General features: G+C 60.9%; 11 protein-coding genes and 2 tRNA genes. 2 read left to right on the top strand and 11 right to left on the bottom strand.

Going from position 1 to position 15,898, the window contains the following annotated elements:
* Positions 1 to 15: 15 nt before the first annotated feature.
* From M1D89_RS09595 to M1D89_RS09570, 6 genes are all read right to left on the bottom strand, one after another.
* On the bottom strand, positions 16 to 1,419 hold the full coding sequence (locus M1D89_RS09595; protein ID WP_091468631.1) for a GntT/GntP/DsdX family permease: 1,404 nt from the start codon (positions 1,417 to 1,419) through the stop codon (positions 16 to 18).
* Positions 1,416 to 1,961: a gluconokinase gene (locus tag M1D89_RS09590; protein WP_498650091.1), complete on the bottom strand. Its 546-nt coding sequence runs from the start codon at positions 1,959 to 1,961 to the stop codon at positions 1,416 to 1,418. Before M1D89_RS09590 ends, M1D89_RS09595 begins: the two co-directional genes overlap by 4 nt.
* Positions 1,962 to 2,035: 74 nt before the next feature.
* Positions 2,036 to 2,815 (bottom strand): PIG-L deacetylase family protein, encoded by a 780-nt coding sequence (locus M1D89_RS09585; RefSeq protein ID WP_498650089.1) that lies wholly within the window; start codon positions 2,813 to 2,815, stop codon positions 2,036 to 2,038.
* A gap of 5 nt (positions 2,816 to 2,820) precedes the next feature.
* Positions 2,821 to 3,774 (bottom strand): electron transfer flavoprotein subunit alpha/FixB family protein, encoded by a 954-nt coding sequence (locus M1D89_RS09580; RefSeq protein ID WP_498650086.1) that lies wholly within the window; start codon positions 3,772 to 3,774, stop codon positions 2,821 to 2,823.
* A gap of 14 nt (positions 3,775 to 3,788) precedes the next feature.
* Positions 3,789 to 4,592, bottom strand: a complete 804-nt coding sequence (locus M1D89_RS09575) for an electron transfer flavoprotein subunit beta/FixA family protein (RefSeq protein WP_498650084.1) — start codon at positions 4,590 to 4,592, stop codon at positions 3,789 to 3,791.
* 266 nt (positions 4,593 to 4,858) lie between these two features.
* Complete coding sequence (locus M1D89_RS09570; protein WP_498650081.1) at positions 4,859 to 6,502, bottom strand: S1C family serine protease; 1,644 nt, start codon at positions 6,500 to 6,502, stop codon at positions 4,859 to 4,861.
* A 332-nt stretch (positions 6,503 to 6,834) separates the two neighbouring features.
* Here M1D89_RS09570 and M1D89_RS09565 point away from each other — a divergent pair, with 332 nt between their 5' ends.
* On the top strand, positions 6,835 to 8,895 hold the full coding sequence (locus M1D89_RS09565; RefSeq protein WP_498650080.1) for a TPM domain-containing protein: 2,061 nt from the start codon (positions 6,835 to 6,837) through the stop codon (positions 8,893 to 8,895).
* Between the two features lie 98 nt (positions 8,896 to 8,993).
* Entirely contained in the window at positions 8,994 to 9,782 is a 789-nt protein-coding gene (locus M1D89_RS09560) for a PspA/IM30 family protein (protein ID WP_309073066.1), read from the top strand.
* A 109-nt stretch (positions 9,783 to 9,891) separates the two neighbouring features.
* Here the strand turns inward: M1D89_RS09560 and M1D89_RS09555 are convergent, their stop codons facing one another.
* From M1D89_RS09555 to M1D89_RS09535, 5 genes are all read right to left on the bottom strand, one after another.
* The gene (locus tag M1D89_RS09555; protein ID WP_498650077.1) at positions 9,892 to 10,689 is read right to left on the bottom strand and encodes a GntR family transcriptional regulator; all 798 of its coding nucleotides are present in this window, start codon (positions 10,687 to 10,689) and stop codon (positions 9,892 to 9,894) included.
* 121 nt (positions 10,690 to 10,810) lie between these two features.
* Positions 10,811 to 10,884 (bottom strand) — tRNA-Met (locus tag M1D89_RS09550).
* A gap of 399 nt (positions 10,885 to 11,283) precedes the next feature.
* A tRNA-Met gene (locus M1D89_RS09545) sits at positions 11,284 to 11,357 on the bottom strand.
* Between the two features lie 133 nt (positions 11,358 to 11,490).
* Positions 11,491 to 14,571 carry a UPF0182 family membrane protein gene (locus M1D89_RS09540; protein ID WP_498650075.1) on the bottom strand — a complete coding sequence of 1,027 codons (3,081 nt, stop codon included), beginning with the start codon at positions 14,569 to 14,571 and terminating at the stop codon, positions 11,491 to 11,493.
* A gap of 41 nt (positions 14,572 to 14,612) precedes the next feature.
* Positions 14,613 to 15,749 carry a YlbL family protein gene (locus M1D89_RS09535; RefSeq protein WP_498650072.1) on the bottom strand — a complete coding sequence of 379 codons (1,137 nt, stop codon included), beginning with the start codon at positions 15,747 to 15,749 and terminating at the stop codon, positions 14,613 to 14,615.
* Positions 15,750 to 15,898: the final 149 nt, after the last annotated feature.

Below are 15,898 nucleotides of genomic sequence, written 5' to 3'. Positions count from 1 at the left end.
ACACTGTTTTCGAAGCTACAACACGAGCGATAGAAGCATCACGAAGCCGAAGCCCACTACGGAGATCAACGTCTCCATCACGGACCAGGTTTTGAATGTCTGCCCAACGGTAAGACCGAACAATTCCTTGACCAGCCAGAATCCGGCGTCGTTGACGTGGGACAGGAACAGGGAACCTGCGCCGATGGCCAAGGCCAGCAAGGCTGCGTGCGTCGGACTTAGGCTACTGGCGAGGGGTGCCACAATGCCCGCCGCAGTCACGGTCGCCACTGTCGCCGAGCCCGTAGCCAGGCGGAGAGCCACCGCCACGATGAAGCCGAGCACCAGGACCGACATATTGGCGCCTTCGGCCCACTTCTTGACAGCATCGCCCACACCCGCACCGATCAAGGTCTGCTTGAAACCACCGCCGGCGCCCACGATGAGGAGGATGGCAGCGATGGGCCCGAGGCTTTCACCCAATTTGGCTGTGATCCTGCTACCCGTGAAGCCTACGGCGTATCCGAACGTCACGATTGCCAAAAGGACCGCCAACGTCATGGCCACCAGAGGCTGGCCCACGAAGTCAAAGAAGATCCTGATTGCCGGTGCCGTTTCAGGGTTTGGCCAGATGATGCCTCCCAAGGCCTTCAGCAGCATGAGGACCACGGGGAAGATGATGGTCAGCAGTGTCACAAGGAACGACGGCTGGCGCTTCACTTCACTCAGATCGGCAGCATGCTGGGTGTCGATCCCCCCTGCTACGGCCGGCGCGTCAACAGGTACCCAACGGGCAGCCAACCGCGAGAAGAGCGGGCCACAAATAATGACCGTAGGGATCGCGACGAGGATGCCTAAGCCGAGTGTTGTTCCCAGCTCCGCTTTGACTGCGCTGATCGCAATCAACGGACCCGGGTGCGGCGGCACCAGTCCGTGAAGCACGGACAGGCCAGCCAACGCCGGGATCGCGATGCGCATCAGCTTCATCTTGGACCGCTGAGTCACCAGGACGATCACCGGAAGCAACAGAACGAGTCCGATTTCGAAAAACATTGGCAAGCCGATGATCACAGCCACGAGCGTGATCATCCACACGAGCTTGTTGCCGCTGGCTTTGGCCAACAGGGTGTCAACCACTCGGTTGGCTCCGCCGGAATCAGCCAGCAACTTCCCGAGCATGGCTCCAAGCGCAATGAGCAGGCCCACTTCCTTGAGGACACCCCCAACTCCGTCCTCGAAGTTGGTGATGACCTTGCCCAGTTCCACGCCTGACGCCAAGCCAACAAAGGCCGACCCCAAGACCAGCGCCAGGAACGGATGCAGTTTCAGTTTTGCGATCAGCACCACAATGAGGGCAATGCCAAGCGCTGCCACCACAAGAAGTTGGGTGTCGTGCGCTGTCCATTCCTGCACCTGGGTCGCTGTTTCCAGAACCCTCACGAGTCGGTCACTTCGGCACCGGCGCCCAATGGCCGGAGACCGAGCCGTGCAATGACTTCGTCGGCTTCTTCGGCCGGCGACGCGGAAACGCACAAGGAGATGTGGTTTTCGTCTTCCGTGGGTTCTTCAAGAGCGTCGAACTGGGATTCCAGGAGCGACGGCGGCATGAAGTGACCATGCCTGGAGGCAAGGCGATCCGAGATCTTGTCCTTGCTCCCCTGCAGGAAGACGAAGACAACACCTTCACCCCGGAGCACGTCGCGGTACTTCTTCTTCAGTGCTGAGCAGGTAATGATCGCCGGGGTTCCAGCCTCCACGTGTGCCCGGATCCACTCCGAGATGATGCCAAGCCAAGGCCAGCGGTCCTCATCACTGAGGGCCTGCCCCGAGTGCATCTTTGCCACGTTCGCTTCAGGATGGAGGTCATCGCCTTCGGCAAGGTCCCATCCAAGCTTCCCTGCCAATACGCCGGCTACAGTCGATTTGCCTGAACCGGAGACTCCCATAATCACCAGTACAGGTTGCTGCGCAGTCTTCGCCATCAAAGTCTGCCTTCCTCGAATAAATATGATTTAACCGAGAATAAGCATATGACACGGGTTACACCACAGCAACGTCAGAAGCCGGCGATGGTACTTGACCCGTTGACGGAGACTACATGGAAGGCCTCCGCGCTGGTCCCGGCGGCCAGGCCGGCACGCTCCCCGTTGGCCAACATCATGCTCCGGACCACACGCTCCATACTTTCGATATCCGGGTGCTGGCTTGCATGGACGCGGATGGCGTCAAGCTTTGCGTCCACCCGGTCCGAGACATCCACAAAATGGTTCTCCCTGGCGTCCGGGCTTGAGATAAACCACAACCACGGCAGCTTGTAGGCAGTAAGTCCCTCCGCAGCCAGCTCGGGGTAGGCAAAGGGATTTTCCACTGCCGGGTAGACCGCCCGGGTAACGGCTTCGCCTGCCGCGAGGTGGTCAGGATGGCTCTTCTGGAGGCGGTCCCAGTTCCTTTCCGGGTGCATGGTGAGCACGATGTCGGGTCGGATTTCGCGAATCAGCTTCACTATTTGCTTGATGACGCCATGTGTCGGCTCAAGGTAGCCATCACGCTCGTGCAGATAATGGATGTCCTTGACACCCACCAGTGCGGCTGCCCGCTGTTGCTCCTCTGCGCGGAGTTCGGTGATCCGTTCCCTATCCACCGGATCGAAGCCGCCGGCGTCGCCGTCAGTCATGATGCAATAGCTGACCTCGACGCCGGCCGCCGTCCAGGCAGCGATGGTCCCGGCAGCGCCAAAGTCGATGTCGTCAGGATGGGCAGTAAAACAAAGCACCCGCTCAATGCGCTCCGTAGAGGCATCGAACGGGCTCTTTGCTGACGTGGCGTCAGTGGACAAAGGGATCAGCCTTTCCGCTTCTTGATCTCCGCAGTTGCCTGCGGGAGAACCTTGAAGAGGTCGCCGATGATGCCGTAGTCGGCAATCTCGAAAACCGGCGATTCTGCGTCCTTATTGATGGCCACAATGACCTTGGAAGTCTGCATCCCGGCCTTTTGCTGAATGGCTCCTGAGATGCCGGCAGAAATGTATAGCTGCGGTGACACCGTGACGCCGGTCTGGCCAACCTGTGCGTCGTGGCCGATCCATCCGGCATCGGTAGCGGCGCGGGATGCTCCAACTGCTGCGCCCAAGGCGTCGGCAAGCTCTTCGAGCGGGCCGAAGTCGCCGTCCACGCCACGACCACCTGCAACGACGATCCTTGCTTCGCTGAGGTCCGGTCGGCCGCTGACTGGCTTCTCGGTCCGCGCCGCGATGCGTGCGGAGTTCGCTAAGCCGTCAGATGGAACCTCAATCGTGGCAGTAGCCGGCGCAGTGGCCGCACCAGCAGGCGCCGGTTCCACGTTGTTGGCTTTGACCGAAAGAACCGTTACCGGAGTGGTGGCCTTCGCGGTGGTGTTATAGGAGCCCGCCAGCACCGACTTGTGCGCGGTGCCGTCAGCCTCAACGCCCACGACGTCCGTGATGACGCCGGCGTTGAGCTTGATGCCAAGCCTGCCCGCGATTTCCTTGCCCTCAGGCGAGTTGTCCAGGAGTACCGTCGTAACTCCGGACGCTGCCACTGCAGCGGCGAGGTAGGCCGCCTTGGGCCCCACCAAGTAGTTGTCGAGGTCGTCCACCGAGGGCTGGTAGACCGTGGTGGCACCGTATGCACCCAAGGTGGCGGAGACGTCGTCGTGCAGCTCCCCGGTGAACGCGACGGCGGTCTCCCCCAGGGAGCGGGCGATGGTCAGGAGCTCCAGGCTGCTCTTCTTGAGAGCCGCTCCCGGGTTATCAATGAAAACAAGTGCATTTGCCATGGTTGGAGTCCCCTTTAGAGCAGCTTCTGTGCGGCGAGGAAGTCGACCAGCTTGATGCCGGCGTCGCCGTCGTCGGTGATGATGGTTCCTGCTGTCCGCGGTGGTCGGGCCTCTGCAGACTCCACCACTGTCCAGGAGCCGGCCAAGCCTACCTGTGAGGCGTCCACACCGATGTCGGCCAGCGACAAGGAGGCGATCTTCTTCTTCTTGGCAGCCAAGATGCCCTTGAAGTTGGGATAGCGCGGTTCGTTGATCTGGTCAGTCACCGAGACCACTGCAGGGAGTTGGGCTTCAACCGTCTCGGAGAAGGCGCCAGCGTCACGGCGGGCCGTGACCTGGCCACCCGTAACCTCAAGGCTGGAGGCGAATGTGACCTGCGGGAAGGACAAACGCTCTGCAAGCTGGGCCGGGATGAGCGAAGTCTCGCCGTCCGTGGAGGCCATGCCCGTCAGGACCAGATCCACCGGCCGGCCGTCGGCTGAGATGTGGCGGATGGCTGCCGCAAGCGCCAGCGATGTGGCAGCAGCATCCGAACCAGCCAAAGCGTCATCGCTGAGGTGGACGCCGGAATACGCACCAATCTGGAGTGACTTCTTCACAGCATTGACCGCACCGGACGGGCCCATGCTCAAGGCAATGACCTCGTTTCCAGCCTTCGGGCCGCCACGTTCCTCCGCCAGTTGGAGCGCTGCCTCGAGGGCGTATTCGTCCAGTTCGGACAAAATGCTCTCTTCACGGTCGGTTGTGTTGCCAGGTCCGGTGATGTGCCGGTCGAACTGGGCGTCCGGGACGTGCTTGACCAGAACGACAATCTTCAATGTCTCTTCCACTGTCTTCGAAGCAGCCTTCCATGCTTGTGGACGGCCAAACGCAGCAGCGTGGCCGTAAATTGCCCAGCGCGTGGGCTCGTCCTAGCTAAGCATATTGCCCGCAGAAAACCACTCCCAGCGTTAAGTCCTGTTTCAGCTACGCGCGATGCTTTTCGTGTTCAGTTCGCCCGCGCGGCCACAGCAAAACGGCGGGCGACACCATGGAGGTGCCGTCCGCCGTCGTGAGTTATTCTTGCCGCCTGTTGTTGGGGCGCCTACTGTTGGGCGGCGTCGAGGGTGACCTCAACCTCTTGCGTCTGGCCACCGCGCTGAATGGTGACCTTCACCTTGGCACCGGCCGGCTGCTCCCGAACCGCTGCGGTCAGCTGGTTGGGATCGCTCACGGCGTAGTCACCGAACTTGGTTACGACGTCGCCAACCTTGAGCCCGGCCTTGGCAGCTGCCGAACCCGACGTCACGGACGCAACCTCGGCACCCACGGAGAAGCCTGAATCGCTGCCAGTGGACGACTTCGAACGAACTGACACACCGAACTGACCATGGCTGGCCTTACCGGTTTCGATGATCTCCTGCGCCACGCGCTTGGCGTGATTAATGGGAACGCTGAAACCGACGCCGATGTTTCCGCTGGACGATTCGGAGGTTCCGCTGCCCGCCGAAGCGATGGCCACGTTGACCCCGATCACTTCACCCTTGCTGTTCACCAGCGCACCGCCGGAGTTACCGGGGTTGATGGCGGCATCGGTCTGGATAACGTTGATGGCGATCGAACCCTCATTGGCTGTGCTCTGGCTCTGGCCACCATTCGGCGGTGCGAACTGGAAGCCTTCGTCGTCGCCCTGGCTCTCATCCGGTGTACCTTCCGGCACAGCGGAGGACGCCACACTGATGGTGCGGTTGAGCGTGGACACAATGCCATCGGTGACCGTGCCGGTAAGGCCCAGCGGCGAACCGATGGCGACGGCGGTGTCCCCCACGTTGATCTTGGACGAGTCACCCAGCGTCGCCGGGACCAAGCCCGATGCGTCGCTCACCTTGATCACAGCGAGGTCTGACAACGGGTCCGTGCCAACCACGGTGGCCTTCAGGACCTTTCCGTCGTTCGTCCGGACCTCGATGGTGGCGTTTGCGGTAGCACCGTCCAACGTTACGACGTGGGTGTTGGTGAGGATATGGCCTTGGTCGTCAAGGATGATGCCGGAACCCGTGCCGCCCTCGTTGCCGCTGGTTGCCTTGATGGTCACCACGCTGGGTGATGCCTTGGCTGCCGCGGCGGTAATCACATTGACGTCGTCTTTGTTGTTCACGATGACCGTGCTGGACTGCCCGCCTGTTGAAGCAGCCGGGGCCGGGTTATCCCACAGCGCGTTACTTCCGGCCGCTACACCACCACCGATCAATCCCGCCGCAAGCATGCTTGCCACAAGAGTGCCGACACCAAATGCGGGCTTGCGCTTGTTGGCTACCGCCGAAGAGTGGCTGGTGTGCTGCATTCCGGGGCCATTTTGGCCTTGCGCATGCTGGCCTTGGGCATGCTGGAATCCCTGTGCGTTGTGGAACTGGCTGCCGGTATTTCCATTCGTTCCGGGGTTTGAACCACCGTAGAACGGCTGGTGCTGGGGGTAGCTAGGGCGGTGGGCTGGATCATGCTGCTGCTGCGGAGCGCCGTAGTACTGCGGCTGCTGCGGCTGCTGAGACTGCTGCTGGGTTGCTGGCGCCTGGAAGGCAGGCAGCGGAGTGGTGGGCTGAGCGGTGCCTTCCGTCCCGGCTCCGCGTCCTGAAGTCCAGGCAGGCTGCTGCTGGGTGGCGGCGGCATCGCCCTGCTCCCCCGTCGTATTCCGCGGCTCCGATGGCTCGCGGTTCTCTGGTGCGGTGCCCTGCGCTGGGTTCTCCGTCATGGGTCTTCCTTTCGTCCTCGTCTCCAATAACTATGTACCCAATAACTGGAACAAAAGCGGACGTTCGCTGGGAGCTTCCTGAAAGGTCTTAGCCCCTGTTCCCGCCGCCGTGGCACACCCCTCAAAAAGAGCCTCAACGGGTCAACAATCCAGCTTTCTCCTATATTTCGCTGGTGGCATATTCACCCCTGTGGACGGGTTATGGGGTGCACCATAGAATCAAGAGGAATTGCCACAGCGACCTGCGGCTTTACACCATGCGTGGGGGCGCTGAGCATTCTGTGACGATTGGTACGCCTTGTTCCAGTCGCAGACGTGCTGAAGGGTTGCACATGCGGTCAATAGTTAAACGCGTACTCGCCGTTATCGGCCTGGCTGGAATGTTGGCCCTGCCAGCTGGCGCAGCCTGGGCTGCCGATCCGGTGACGATTCCGTCCGGCCAAAACATCGTGGACGACGCCAACGTCCTAGGTGGCCGAAAAGGCGAAGTCCAGGAAGCCATCCAAAAGACGCTCAAGGACCACAAGTACAACCTGTACGTGGTCACGGTGGACAAGTTCGAGAACCCGACCAATCCCGCCGACTGGGTAGAGACCGTCGCCAAGAATAGGGGCATGGGCAAGGCAGACGCCGTTCTGGCCATCTCGACGGCAGGCCAGTACAACTTCACCCTTAACTCGGGCAGCTCCATCTACTCCAAACAATCTGCTATCGCGCAAAACGCCGTCGTCGCCAATCTGGCCGGCGGCAAAAAAGACTACGCCCAGGCAGCCATTGATACTGCTGCTGCCATTGGCGACGCCGCAGGTGGAGGCAGCGGAACAGTACCCAGCGGCAACGCCGGCGTAGGCGTCCTCGTCGGGGTTGGCGTGGTTGCAGCAGGCGGCGCCGGTACATACCTCTACCTCCGAAACCGCCGCAAGAAGGGCACCACCAAGGCCGTCAGCGCCAGCTACGGACCGCAGGGTGAGGAACTTGACCCTCTGGCTGGCCTCAGTATTCCGGAACTGCGCCAGAAGAGCGGCTCGCTGTTGATCGAGGCGGACGACGCTATCAAGTCCAGCGAGCAGGAACTCGGTTTTGCGCAGGCGCAGTACGGAGATTCCGCGATTGGCAACTTCACCAAAGCCTTGGAAGAGGCGAAGGGCCACATGACGGAGTCCTTCAAGCTGCAGCAGCAGTTGGACGACCATATCCCTGACACCGAAGAGCAGCAGCGGAGCTGGCTTGGCGAGATTATTCGCCGTTCAGAAGCCGCTTTGGCGTCCCTGCGCGACCAGAAAGCTGACTTTGACTCCTTGCGCGAGCTTGAGAAGAACGCCCCTCAAGCTTTGGCAGCAGTGACTGCGGGAGCCAAAGAAGCGGATGCGAAGATTGCCAGCGCAGAGCGGTCCCTTGAGGGCTTGCGCGCCAAGTACGCCGAATCCGCGTTGGCTCAGGTCTCAGACAACATTCTGCAGGCCAAGGAGCGACTCGCGTTTGTTCAGAATGCCGTCACTGCCGCCCAAGAGAAGTTGGCGACGGGCGAGAACAGCCTGGCAGCTGTGGCAGTCCGCGCGGCGGAGGAAAGCCTGCACCAGACCAACGTGCTGATCGATGCCATCTCCAAGACTGCCGGCAGCTTGGATGAGGCCCGCGCCTCTCTGGAAGGCGCCGTAGCGGAGACCAGCCAGGACCTTGCCCAAGCGCGTGCGATGATCCAGTCCGGCGAACACCCGGAACTCGCCGGTCCCGTGGCTGGCGTGGAAGCCGCGTTGGCGCAGGTGAAGATCGAGATCCAAGGCGGAAAGATCGATCCCATCGCGACTCTGAGTCGCGTAGAGTCAGCTCATCAGGCTCTCGACCAGTCATTGTCCGGTATCCGTGATCAGCAGGAGCAGGCCCGGCGGGCCCAAGCCTCGCTGCAGCAGACAATCATGGCCGCACAGGCACAGATCAGCGCAACATCGGACTACATTACAGCCCGTCGCGGCGGTGTAGGCACTGAGGCCCGGACGAGGTTGGCCGAGGCTCAGCGGAACCTCGACTACGCCCTCTCCATCTCCCGCAATGATCCCGTCACCGCATTGACCTACGCACAGCAGGCACATTCGCTTGCAGCGCAGGCTGCCCAACTCGCGCAGTCCGACGTCGACCAGTTCGGTTACGCCGACCAAGGGCAGGGCTACGGACGTGGCGGAATGTTCGGCGGAGGTGGCGGAGGCGGTGGCCTCGGCGGCGCCATCCTCGGCGGCATCCTCATCAACTCCATCCTCAACGGCGGAGGAGGCGGCTGGGGCGGCGGCAATGACGGCGGAGGTGGCGGTGGCTTCTTCGGCGGCGATTCCGGTGGCGGCGGCGATTGGGGCGGCGGCGGAGGCGACTTTGGCGGCGGAGACTCCGGCAGCTTCTAGCCAGACAGACTAGGCGGGGTCCATGCCCCGCATAGGAGCGTTACAACAACTGATCACTGATTTCAGTGTCACCACTGAGCAGGACGAAAGGCAACACCATGGTTAAGCAGTCCATTTTCGGTCGGATCTCGCAGCTCGCCAAGGCAAACATTAACGCCTTGCTGGACCAGGCTGAGGATCCGCAGAAGATGCTGGACCAGATGGTCCGCGACTACACGAACAACATTGCCGAGGCCGAATCAGCCGTGGCCCAGACCATCGGCAATCTCCGGATGCTGCAGGCGGACTACAACGAAGACGTCAAGAACGCTCAGGACTGGGGCAACAAGGCTCTGGCAGCATCCCGGAAAGCCGACGAGTACCGCGCTGCCGGTGACGCGACTGATGCCCAGAAGTTCGACAACCTGGCGAAGGTAGCCATCCAGCGCCAGATGACTGCGGAGTCTGAGGCAAAGGCAGCAGAACCGAGCATCGCTTCCCAGACCGAGGTAGTGGACAAGCTCAAGACCGGGCTTGACCAGATGAAGAATAAGCTGAACCAGCTCACCGCCAAGCGCAACGAGTTGGTGGCACGCTCCAAGACCGCTGCCGCGCAGTCCCAGGTGCACGATGCCCTTAAGAGCATCGACATCATGGATCCCACCAGCGAGGTGGGCCGCTTCGAAGAGAAGATCCGCCGCGAAGAGGCCAAGGTCCTGGGCCAGCAGGAACTCGCCAGCTCCAGCCTCGATGCGCAGTTCAACCAGCTCGAAGACCTCGGAGAGCAGACAGAGATCGAGGCCCGCCTTGCAGCCTTGAAGTCGGGCGGTTCCAAGCCTGCGATTGGCGCAGGAGCCCCTGCATCAACAGGCGCAACCGTAGACGAAGCTGACTTCGACAAGCTCTAGGAACTAACCGGGCCGCAACCGCCGATCGGGCGGACTGCCCACAACGTACCGCTGAACCAAGAAATGGGCCGGCTCCTCTCAGGGATCCGGCTCATTTTGCGTTTTTCACCTAACCTGCCGAAGGAACCGCCGAATCCTGGGTGGGGCTGGCGTCGGTTGCCACTTCAGCGCGGATTTCGAATCCCTTGGGGTGGAAGTAGGTCACAGTGCACTCTAGGACCTCTCCATGAGGGCCCAAGGTGGTCCGCTCCAAGCGTGGCACCATAGCGAACCCGCGGACGTTGAGAGCATCTGCCAAGTGCTCTGGCGGTGCATGCATGGTCACGGTGATTTCCGCCCGATGGAGGGGCTTCAGCGTCCTGTCCTGGATGACTTGGTAGATGGAGTTCCGTTCGGCATCCGCGAGGCTGATGTGGCGACCAATATGCGACGGGATGAAGATCTCCGCAATGGCATAGGGCCATCCGCCACTTGAGTAGGACCGGCGGATGACCAAAACGAGGTTGTCGTCGGAAACCAGCTTGGCTGGCACCGATTTGTCCTTCTCCATCCACTTGTATTCGATGAGTCCCTTGACGGTCTTCATGCCGGCCGCCGTGAACGTCTCCATGAACGGTGCCAGACGATTCAGCATCTTGACGGGGCGCTGAGCCATCACGAACGTCCCTTTGCCCTGCCTACGGACCAACAGGCCCTTCACAACAAGTGTTTCGATCGCCTTCCGGACAGTGGTCCGGCTAATGCCGTAGGCATCCATCAGGGACTCTTCCGTGGGGATCCGCGACCCCGGCTCCAAGCGGCTGACTTGATCGGTCAGAACGTCTGCCACCTGCTGATACACAGCAACCGGACCGTCCCTCTGAAGGACTTCACGCTCGAGGCCTAACTTGTAGTCGTCGTTGACCATTGGGCCGTCCCATCCGTTCCTTACCCCAGCAAATCCGGGTTTGATGCTAACACCGGTGCACCCGTAACCACTTAAACAAAAGATCCGGATCAGTTGTCACTGATCCGGATCTTTTCTCCAGTTGCGGGGACAGGATTTGAACCTGTGACCTCTGGGTTATGAGCCCAGCGAGCTACCGAACTGCTCCACCCCGCGTCGCAAGAACAACTCTACCGCACCCTCCGGGGTGCTTCTGACCATATGGCGCCCAAGGTGCCGCAGATCACTCCCCCAAGCCAAAACACTTCGCTGTCACCTTGGCCGGCAGCCACAAGGAGCTTCTGCATCCGCCTGCCAACGCCTTACAAGCGTGGGGCTCAAGCCCGAGGGATGTGAGACAGCGTGGGGCTCAAACCCGAGGCAAGTGAGACAGCGTGGGGCTCAAACCCGAGGCAAGTGAGACAGCGTGGGGCTCAAGCCCGAGGCAAGTGAGACAGCGTGGGGCTCAAGCCCGAGGCAAGTGAGAGAAGGTGGGGCTTGGAGGCGCCGGTGGAAGGCATCAGGGCAAAACAAAAGGTCCGGATCAGTGTTTACTGATCCGGACCTTTTCTCCAGTTGCGGGGACAGGATTTGAACCTGTGACCTCTGGGTTATGAGCCCAGCGAGCTACCGAACTGCTCCACCCCGCGTCGCAAGAACAACATTACCGTCCGGTGAATGGCAGACCAAATCGTGGCGACGTGATGTGCGTCTCGCCCACGGAAAAGGCCGGTGCCCACCCCCGGAAGGGAGCAGGCACCGGCCTTACAACCGCCTACAGAGCTAGCTGCTTGGTGAAGGCGACGGCGTCGCACTCGGAGTAGCCCCCGGCGTCGCAGTTGGAGCCGTGGTAGCACCCAGACGTGCTTCCGCATCCACGGCCTTCTTCAGGGCTTCTGACAGCTTGGTCTGCTGCGCACCGTAGCCGGCGAAGTCGCCCTTGGCCAATGCCGCCTGGCCATCCTGGATCGCCTTGTTGGCCTCGTCCAGGGCTGCCTTGAGTTCAGCCTTGGCATCAGTGGGGCCAGCGGGCGGTGTAGTGGTGCCAGGAGGTGAGGTAGGCGTCTGGCCGTTGTTATCCGCGTCACCGGCAGTCGCGCCGGAGTTGCCACCGAACAGTTGGTCAAGTGCTTCGTCCAGCGTGGGTGCGAAGCCGATCTTGTCGCCGAAGGCCACGAGCACACGTTGCAGCGTGGGGTAGGACGTCTCACCTGTGGACTTCAGGTAGACGGGCTGCACGTAGAGCAGGCCGCCACCCACGGGAAGCGTCAACAGGTTACCGTTCAGCACATCTGATGCGCCCTGTCGCAGAAGGTTTAGCGCCTGAGACACAGTGGGATCAGAGTTGAACTTGTTTTGCGCCTGTCCGGGGCCAGGAACCTGGGTATCGGTGGGGAGCTCCAGGAGCCGCAGCTTTCCGTAACTCTCCCCCTTGACGCCCTTGACGTTACCAGCGTCCGAGTCAGCCGCGAGGAACCCGTACAGAATGTTTCGGGCACTGCCGTTGACCGTTTGTGGAATGAAGGACGAAGTCAGCTGGAACGCTGGCTTCTCCTGGTCAGGCATCTGCAGTGACATATAGAACGGCGGCTGTTTGACTGCTTCCGAAACGGTGGGATCGTTCGGCACGCTCCAAGCATCGTTGTTCTGGTAGAAGCTGTCCGGGTCCGTCACGTGGTACCGGCCGAGCAGTTCACGCTGAACCTTGAACAGGTCCTCGGGGTAACGGACGTGGCTCATGAGGTCGCCGGACATTTCCGAGTACGGCTTGATGACCGTCGGGAAGACCTTTTGCCATGCCTTCAGAATGGGGTCCTGGTCGTCCCATGCGTAAAGATTGACCGAGCCGTCATAGGCATCCACGGTGGCCTTGACGGAGTTGCGGATGTAGTTCACCGAGCTGTTCGGCAGAGCGACGGTACGCCCGGCACTGGTTTGCGAGTCCACAGTGGCGTTCTGCAACTGTTGCGGCTGGGAGTACGGGAAGTACTGGCTAGTGGTGTAGCCGTCAACAATCCACTTGACCCGGCCGTCAACGACTGCCGGGTACGCATTGCCGTCGACTGTCAGGTACGGGGCCAGCTTCTCAACGCGTTCACGCGGATTGCGTTCGTAGAGAATCTGGGATTCCGCATTGACGCCATCCGAGAGCAACAGGTCCGAAGACTGGAACTTGATGGAATAGAGGATTCTATTAAGCCAGTTGCCGACGTTTGGTCCACCGTTGCCGCTGAAGGTGTACTGCGTCTCCCCGCCACCTTCACGGCCCGCTGGCCGGTCCTGCTCGCGGTTCGGGGCACCATCGGGCGCGCCGACGATGGAGTATTCAGGAGAATTCTCGCCGAAGTAGATACGGGGTTCGTATGAAGTGTCATTTCCGAGGACGCCGTTGGACGGAATGCCCGACTGAAGGAACTCGGGCTTGCCGTCGGCCGTGAACTTGTTGCCCTTGGCTGCGACGACGCCGTAACCATGGGTATAGACGATGTGCCTGTTAACCCATGTCTGCTGATTGGCGCTCAGGCCATCCGGGTTCAGCTCGCGAACCGCAATAACGGTGTCCTGGACTTTGCCGTCAACCATGTAGCGGTCAACATTCAGAGTTTGTGGGAACTGGTAGTACGGGCGGTACTGCTCAAGCTGAGCAAACGCCGAGGAAATCAGGTTCGGGTCAAGGAGGCGAATATTGGCAGTAGTCTGCGCGTCCGCTGCCAAGGCACCGGTAGTCGCCGTGGTGGTGGCGTTATAAGCAGACACGTCGATCTTGTCCAGACCGTAAGCAGCCCGCGTCATCTTGATGTTTCGATCAATGAACTCCTTTTCCAAGGTGTTCTCCGACGGACGAACCTGGAACTGCTGAATAACCCACGGGTAAACCCCACCGGCCAGAATGGCCGTGATGACCAACATCGCCGTGCCGATCACCGGAAGACGCCAGCGACCAATGATCGCCGCAATAATGAACAGGATGGCAACAAGGCCCGCGGCTACGGCAAGGATCGCCTTGGTGGGTACAACGGCATTAACATCCGTGTACAGGGCGCCTGCCCAGCGGCCGGAGTTGCTCTGGACCGTTGTGTACCTGTCCAGCCAGAAATTGATGCCCAGCAGGACCAGGAAAAGGGCGCCGGTGACGGCGATATGGATCTGCGCTGCCCTGCTCGTGAAGATGCCGCGTTCCATGAGGCGGATGCTGCCGTAGAGGTAGTGCGTCAGGATGCCTGCAATACCGGCAACAACGGCGATGCTGATCAGGAACCCGGTGACAAAACCCAGGAACGGCAGAGTCATCAGATAGAAGCTGATATCCATGTTGAACAACGGATCTGTCTGACCGAACGGCTCCTGGTTGAAAAACAACAGGGCCTTTTGCCACTGGCTCGCTGCCGCACTTCCAGCAAAGAGCCCGAACAGGATGGGCAGGCCGATCATGACAACCCGGCGGACAGGCTCAAGCTGTGCCTGGTAACGGTTAAGGTTGTCCCGGGCCTCAGCATCCGGAGCGTAGACGGGCCGGGAGCGGTAGGCGATCCTGATGGCGAAGAAAACAGCGGCGAACATCATGGCGAAACCGATGAGGAACGTAATGATCCTGGCGAGGTTTTCGCGGATATAAACTTCGAAGAAGCCAAGCTGCTGGTACCACAGGACGTCAGTCCACACATTGGCGAAGAAAATGAACCCGACGACGGCCACTGCCACGACAATGAGCGTCGGCGTCAGGGCACCTCGTCTCAGCGGTGATCTTCCGGGCGGGTTGGAGCTGGCGGGACGGGACAAACTCTGTACCTCATTGGTGTCAGTGAACAGTCGGTGTGCGCGTGTTGACTTTCCCTGCCGCTGGGATGTGGCAGGGGCCGTCATCTATGCCACGAGTGGCGGTAAAGCTAAGTTCCACCGTCAGTCTAGTTGTTTGTGCAGGTGGGGAGGCTCCCCGTGTCTTGACCGGATCCCAGCCGCTCTACGGCCGAGGTGGCGTCCGCCAGAGTTTCCACTTTGACAACCTGGAGCCCGTCCGGAACGTGGCCCACGACGTCGGCACAGTTGGATGCCGGCGCCAGGAACATGGTGGCTCCCTGATGACGGGCGCCGATCATCTTTTGGGCGATGCCCCCGATGGGGCCCACAGCGCCATCGGCGGTGATCGTGCCGGTGCCCGCCACATGTTTGCCGCCAGTGAGGTCCCCCGGTTTGAGGTTGTCCACGATCCCCAAGGCAAACATCATGCCTGCGCTGGGTCCGCCAACATTGTCCAAGGAAATGCTGACGTCAAACGGAAACGTGAAATCGCTGGCCAGCAGCACACCCAGAACGTAACGGTCCGCCTGGTTCTTGGTGGGGGTTATCGTTTCGGAAACCGAAGTGCCGTTCCTGTCAACGCCGACGACGACCGGGGCACCAGCGCCCGCGGCCAGTTCGGCCTGGACCACGCTCATGGACGTGATTGCCTTGCCGTTGATGGAGACCAGCCGGTCACCTTCCTGGATCTTCCCGGAGGATGGCGAAGGGTCTGATAGACCTGCGACGTTCAGCTTCTGCTCAAAGGGGATCTCTAGCTCACGCAAGGCTGCGGCCACCGCGTTCTCCTGCGATGTTTCCATGGCAATCTCACCTTGTTGCACCGTCTGCTCGGCGGTGGTGCCCTTGGGATAGATGAGCTCTTCGGGATATATGGCTTTGGAGGGATCCAACCAGGCGCGGAAGACATCGAAGATGGTGGCCGGACTCTTAGGACCCCCGGTCATGACGACTGTGGTCAGGTCAAGGTTGCCATTCGCTGGAAATGACTCACGGCCGGAAATGCTGATGACAGGCTTGTCGCCGTCCTTGCCCAGGGTATTGAAGGTAGGACCCGCTGACTCTATGACATACGGAACCGGCAACGCTGCCGCCCCGATGCCCAGGCCGAGTGCGAGGAGACCGGAAATCACCATGATCATATAGCGGCCGTCACGGGGCGGTGCCGGCGGCGTGGAGGCGGAATCGGCGTCGGGCGTTTGACGCGGGTCCAATGAGCCCTCGGGGCTGGGCGAAGTAAGCATTGAGGCCTCTCTATGCCGGCATTTGCGTGACCGGATCCATGGCTCCTGCCGCCGAAGGCGGCGGCGGCACATACCAAACATCAACAGTACGCGGTCTGACGTTGCAGGACTGCTTTGCCTACAGCGAACGGCAGCTCCTCCGGGCAGAC

It is taken from the genome of Arthrobacter sp. D3-18 (genome assembly GCF_054408525.1).
This window is presented reverse-complemented; position numbering and strand designations above follow the sequence as displayed.

Bases quoted from the DNA above. Each gene is read 5' to 3' on its own strand.
- M1D89_RS09535 (WP_498650072.1), bottom strand. From the start codon at position 15,749: ATGCTTACTTCGCCCAGCCCCGAGGGCTCATTGGACCCGCGTCAAACG.
- M1D89_RS09565 (WP_498650080.1), top strand. From the start codon at position 6,835: ATGCGGTCAATAGTTAAACGCGTACTCGCCGTTATCGGCCTGGCTGGA.
- M1D89_RS09570 (WP_498650081.1), bottom strand. From the start codon at position 6,502: ATGACGGAGAACCCAGCGCAGGGCACCGCACCAGAGAACCGCGAGCCA.
- M1D89_RS09540 (WP_498650075.1), bottom strand. From the start codon at position 14,571: ATGACGGCCCCTGCCACATCCCAGCGGCAGGGAAAGTCAACACGCGCA.
- M1D89_RS09580 (WP_498650086.1), bottom strand. From the start codon at position 3,774: ATGGCAAATGCACTTGTTTTCATTGATAACCCGGGAGCGGCTCTCAAG.
- M1D89_RS09560 (WP_309073066.1), top strand. From the start codon at position 8,994: ATGGTTAAGCAGTCCATTTTCGGTCGGATCTCGCAGCTCGCCAAGGCA.
- M1D89_RS09590 (WP_498650091.1), bottom strand. From the start codon at position 1,961: ATGGCGAAGACTGCGCAGCAACCTGTACTGGTGATTATGGGAGTCTCC.
- M1D89_RS09555 (WP_498650077.1), bottom strand. From the start codon at position 10,689: ATGGTCAACGACGACTACAAGTTAGGCCTCGAGCGTGAAGTCCTTCAG.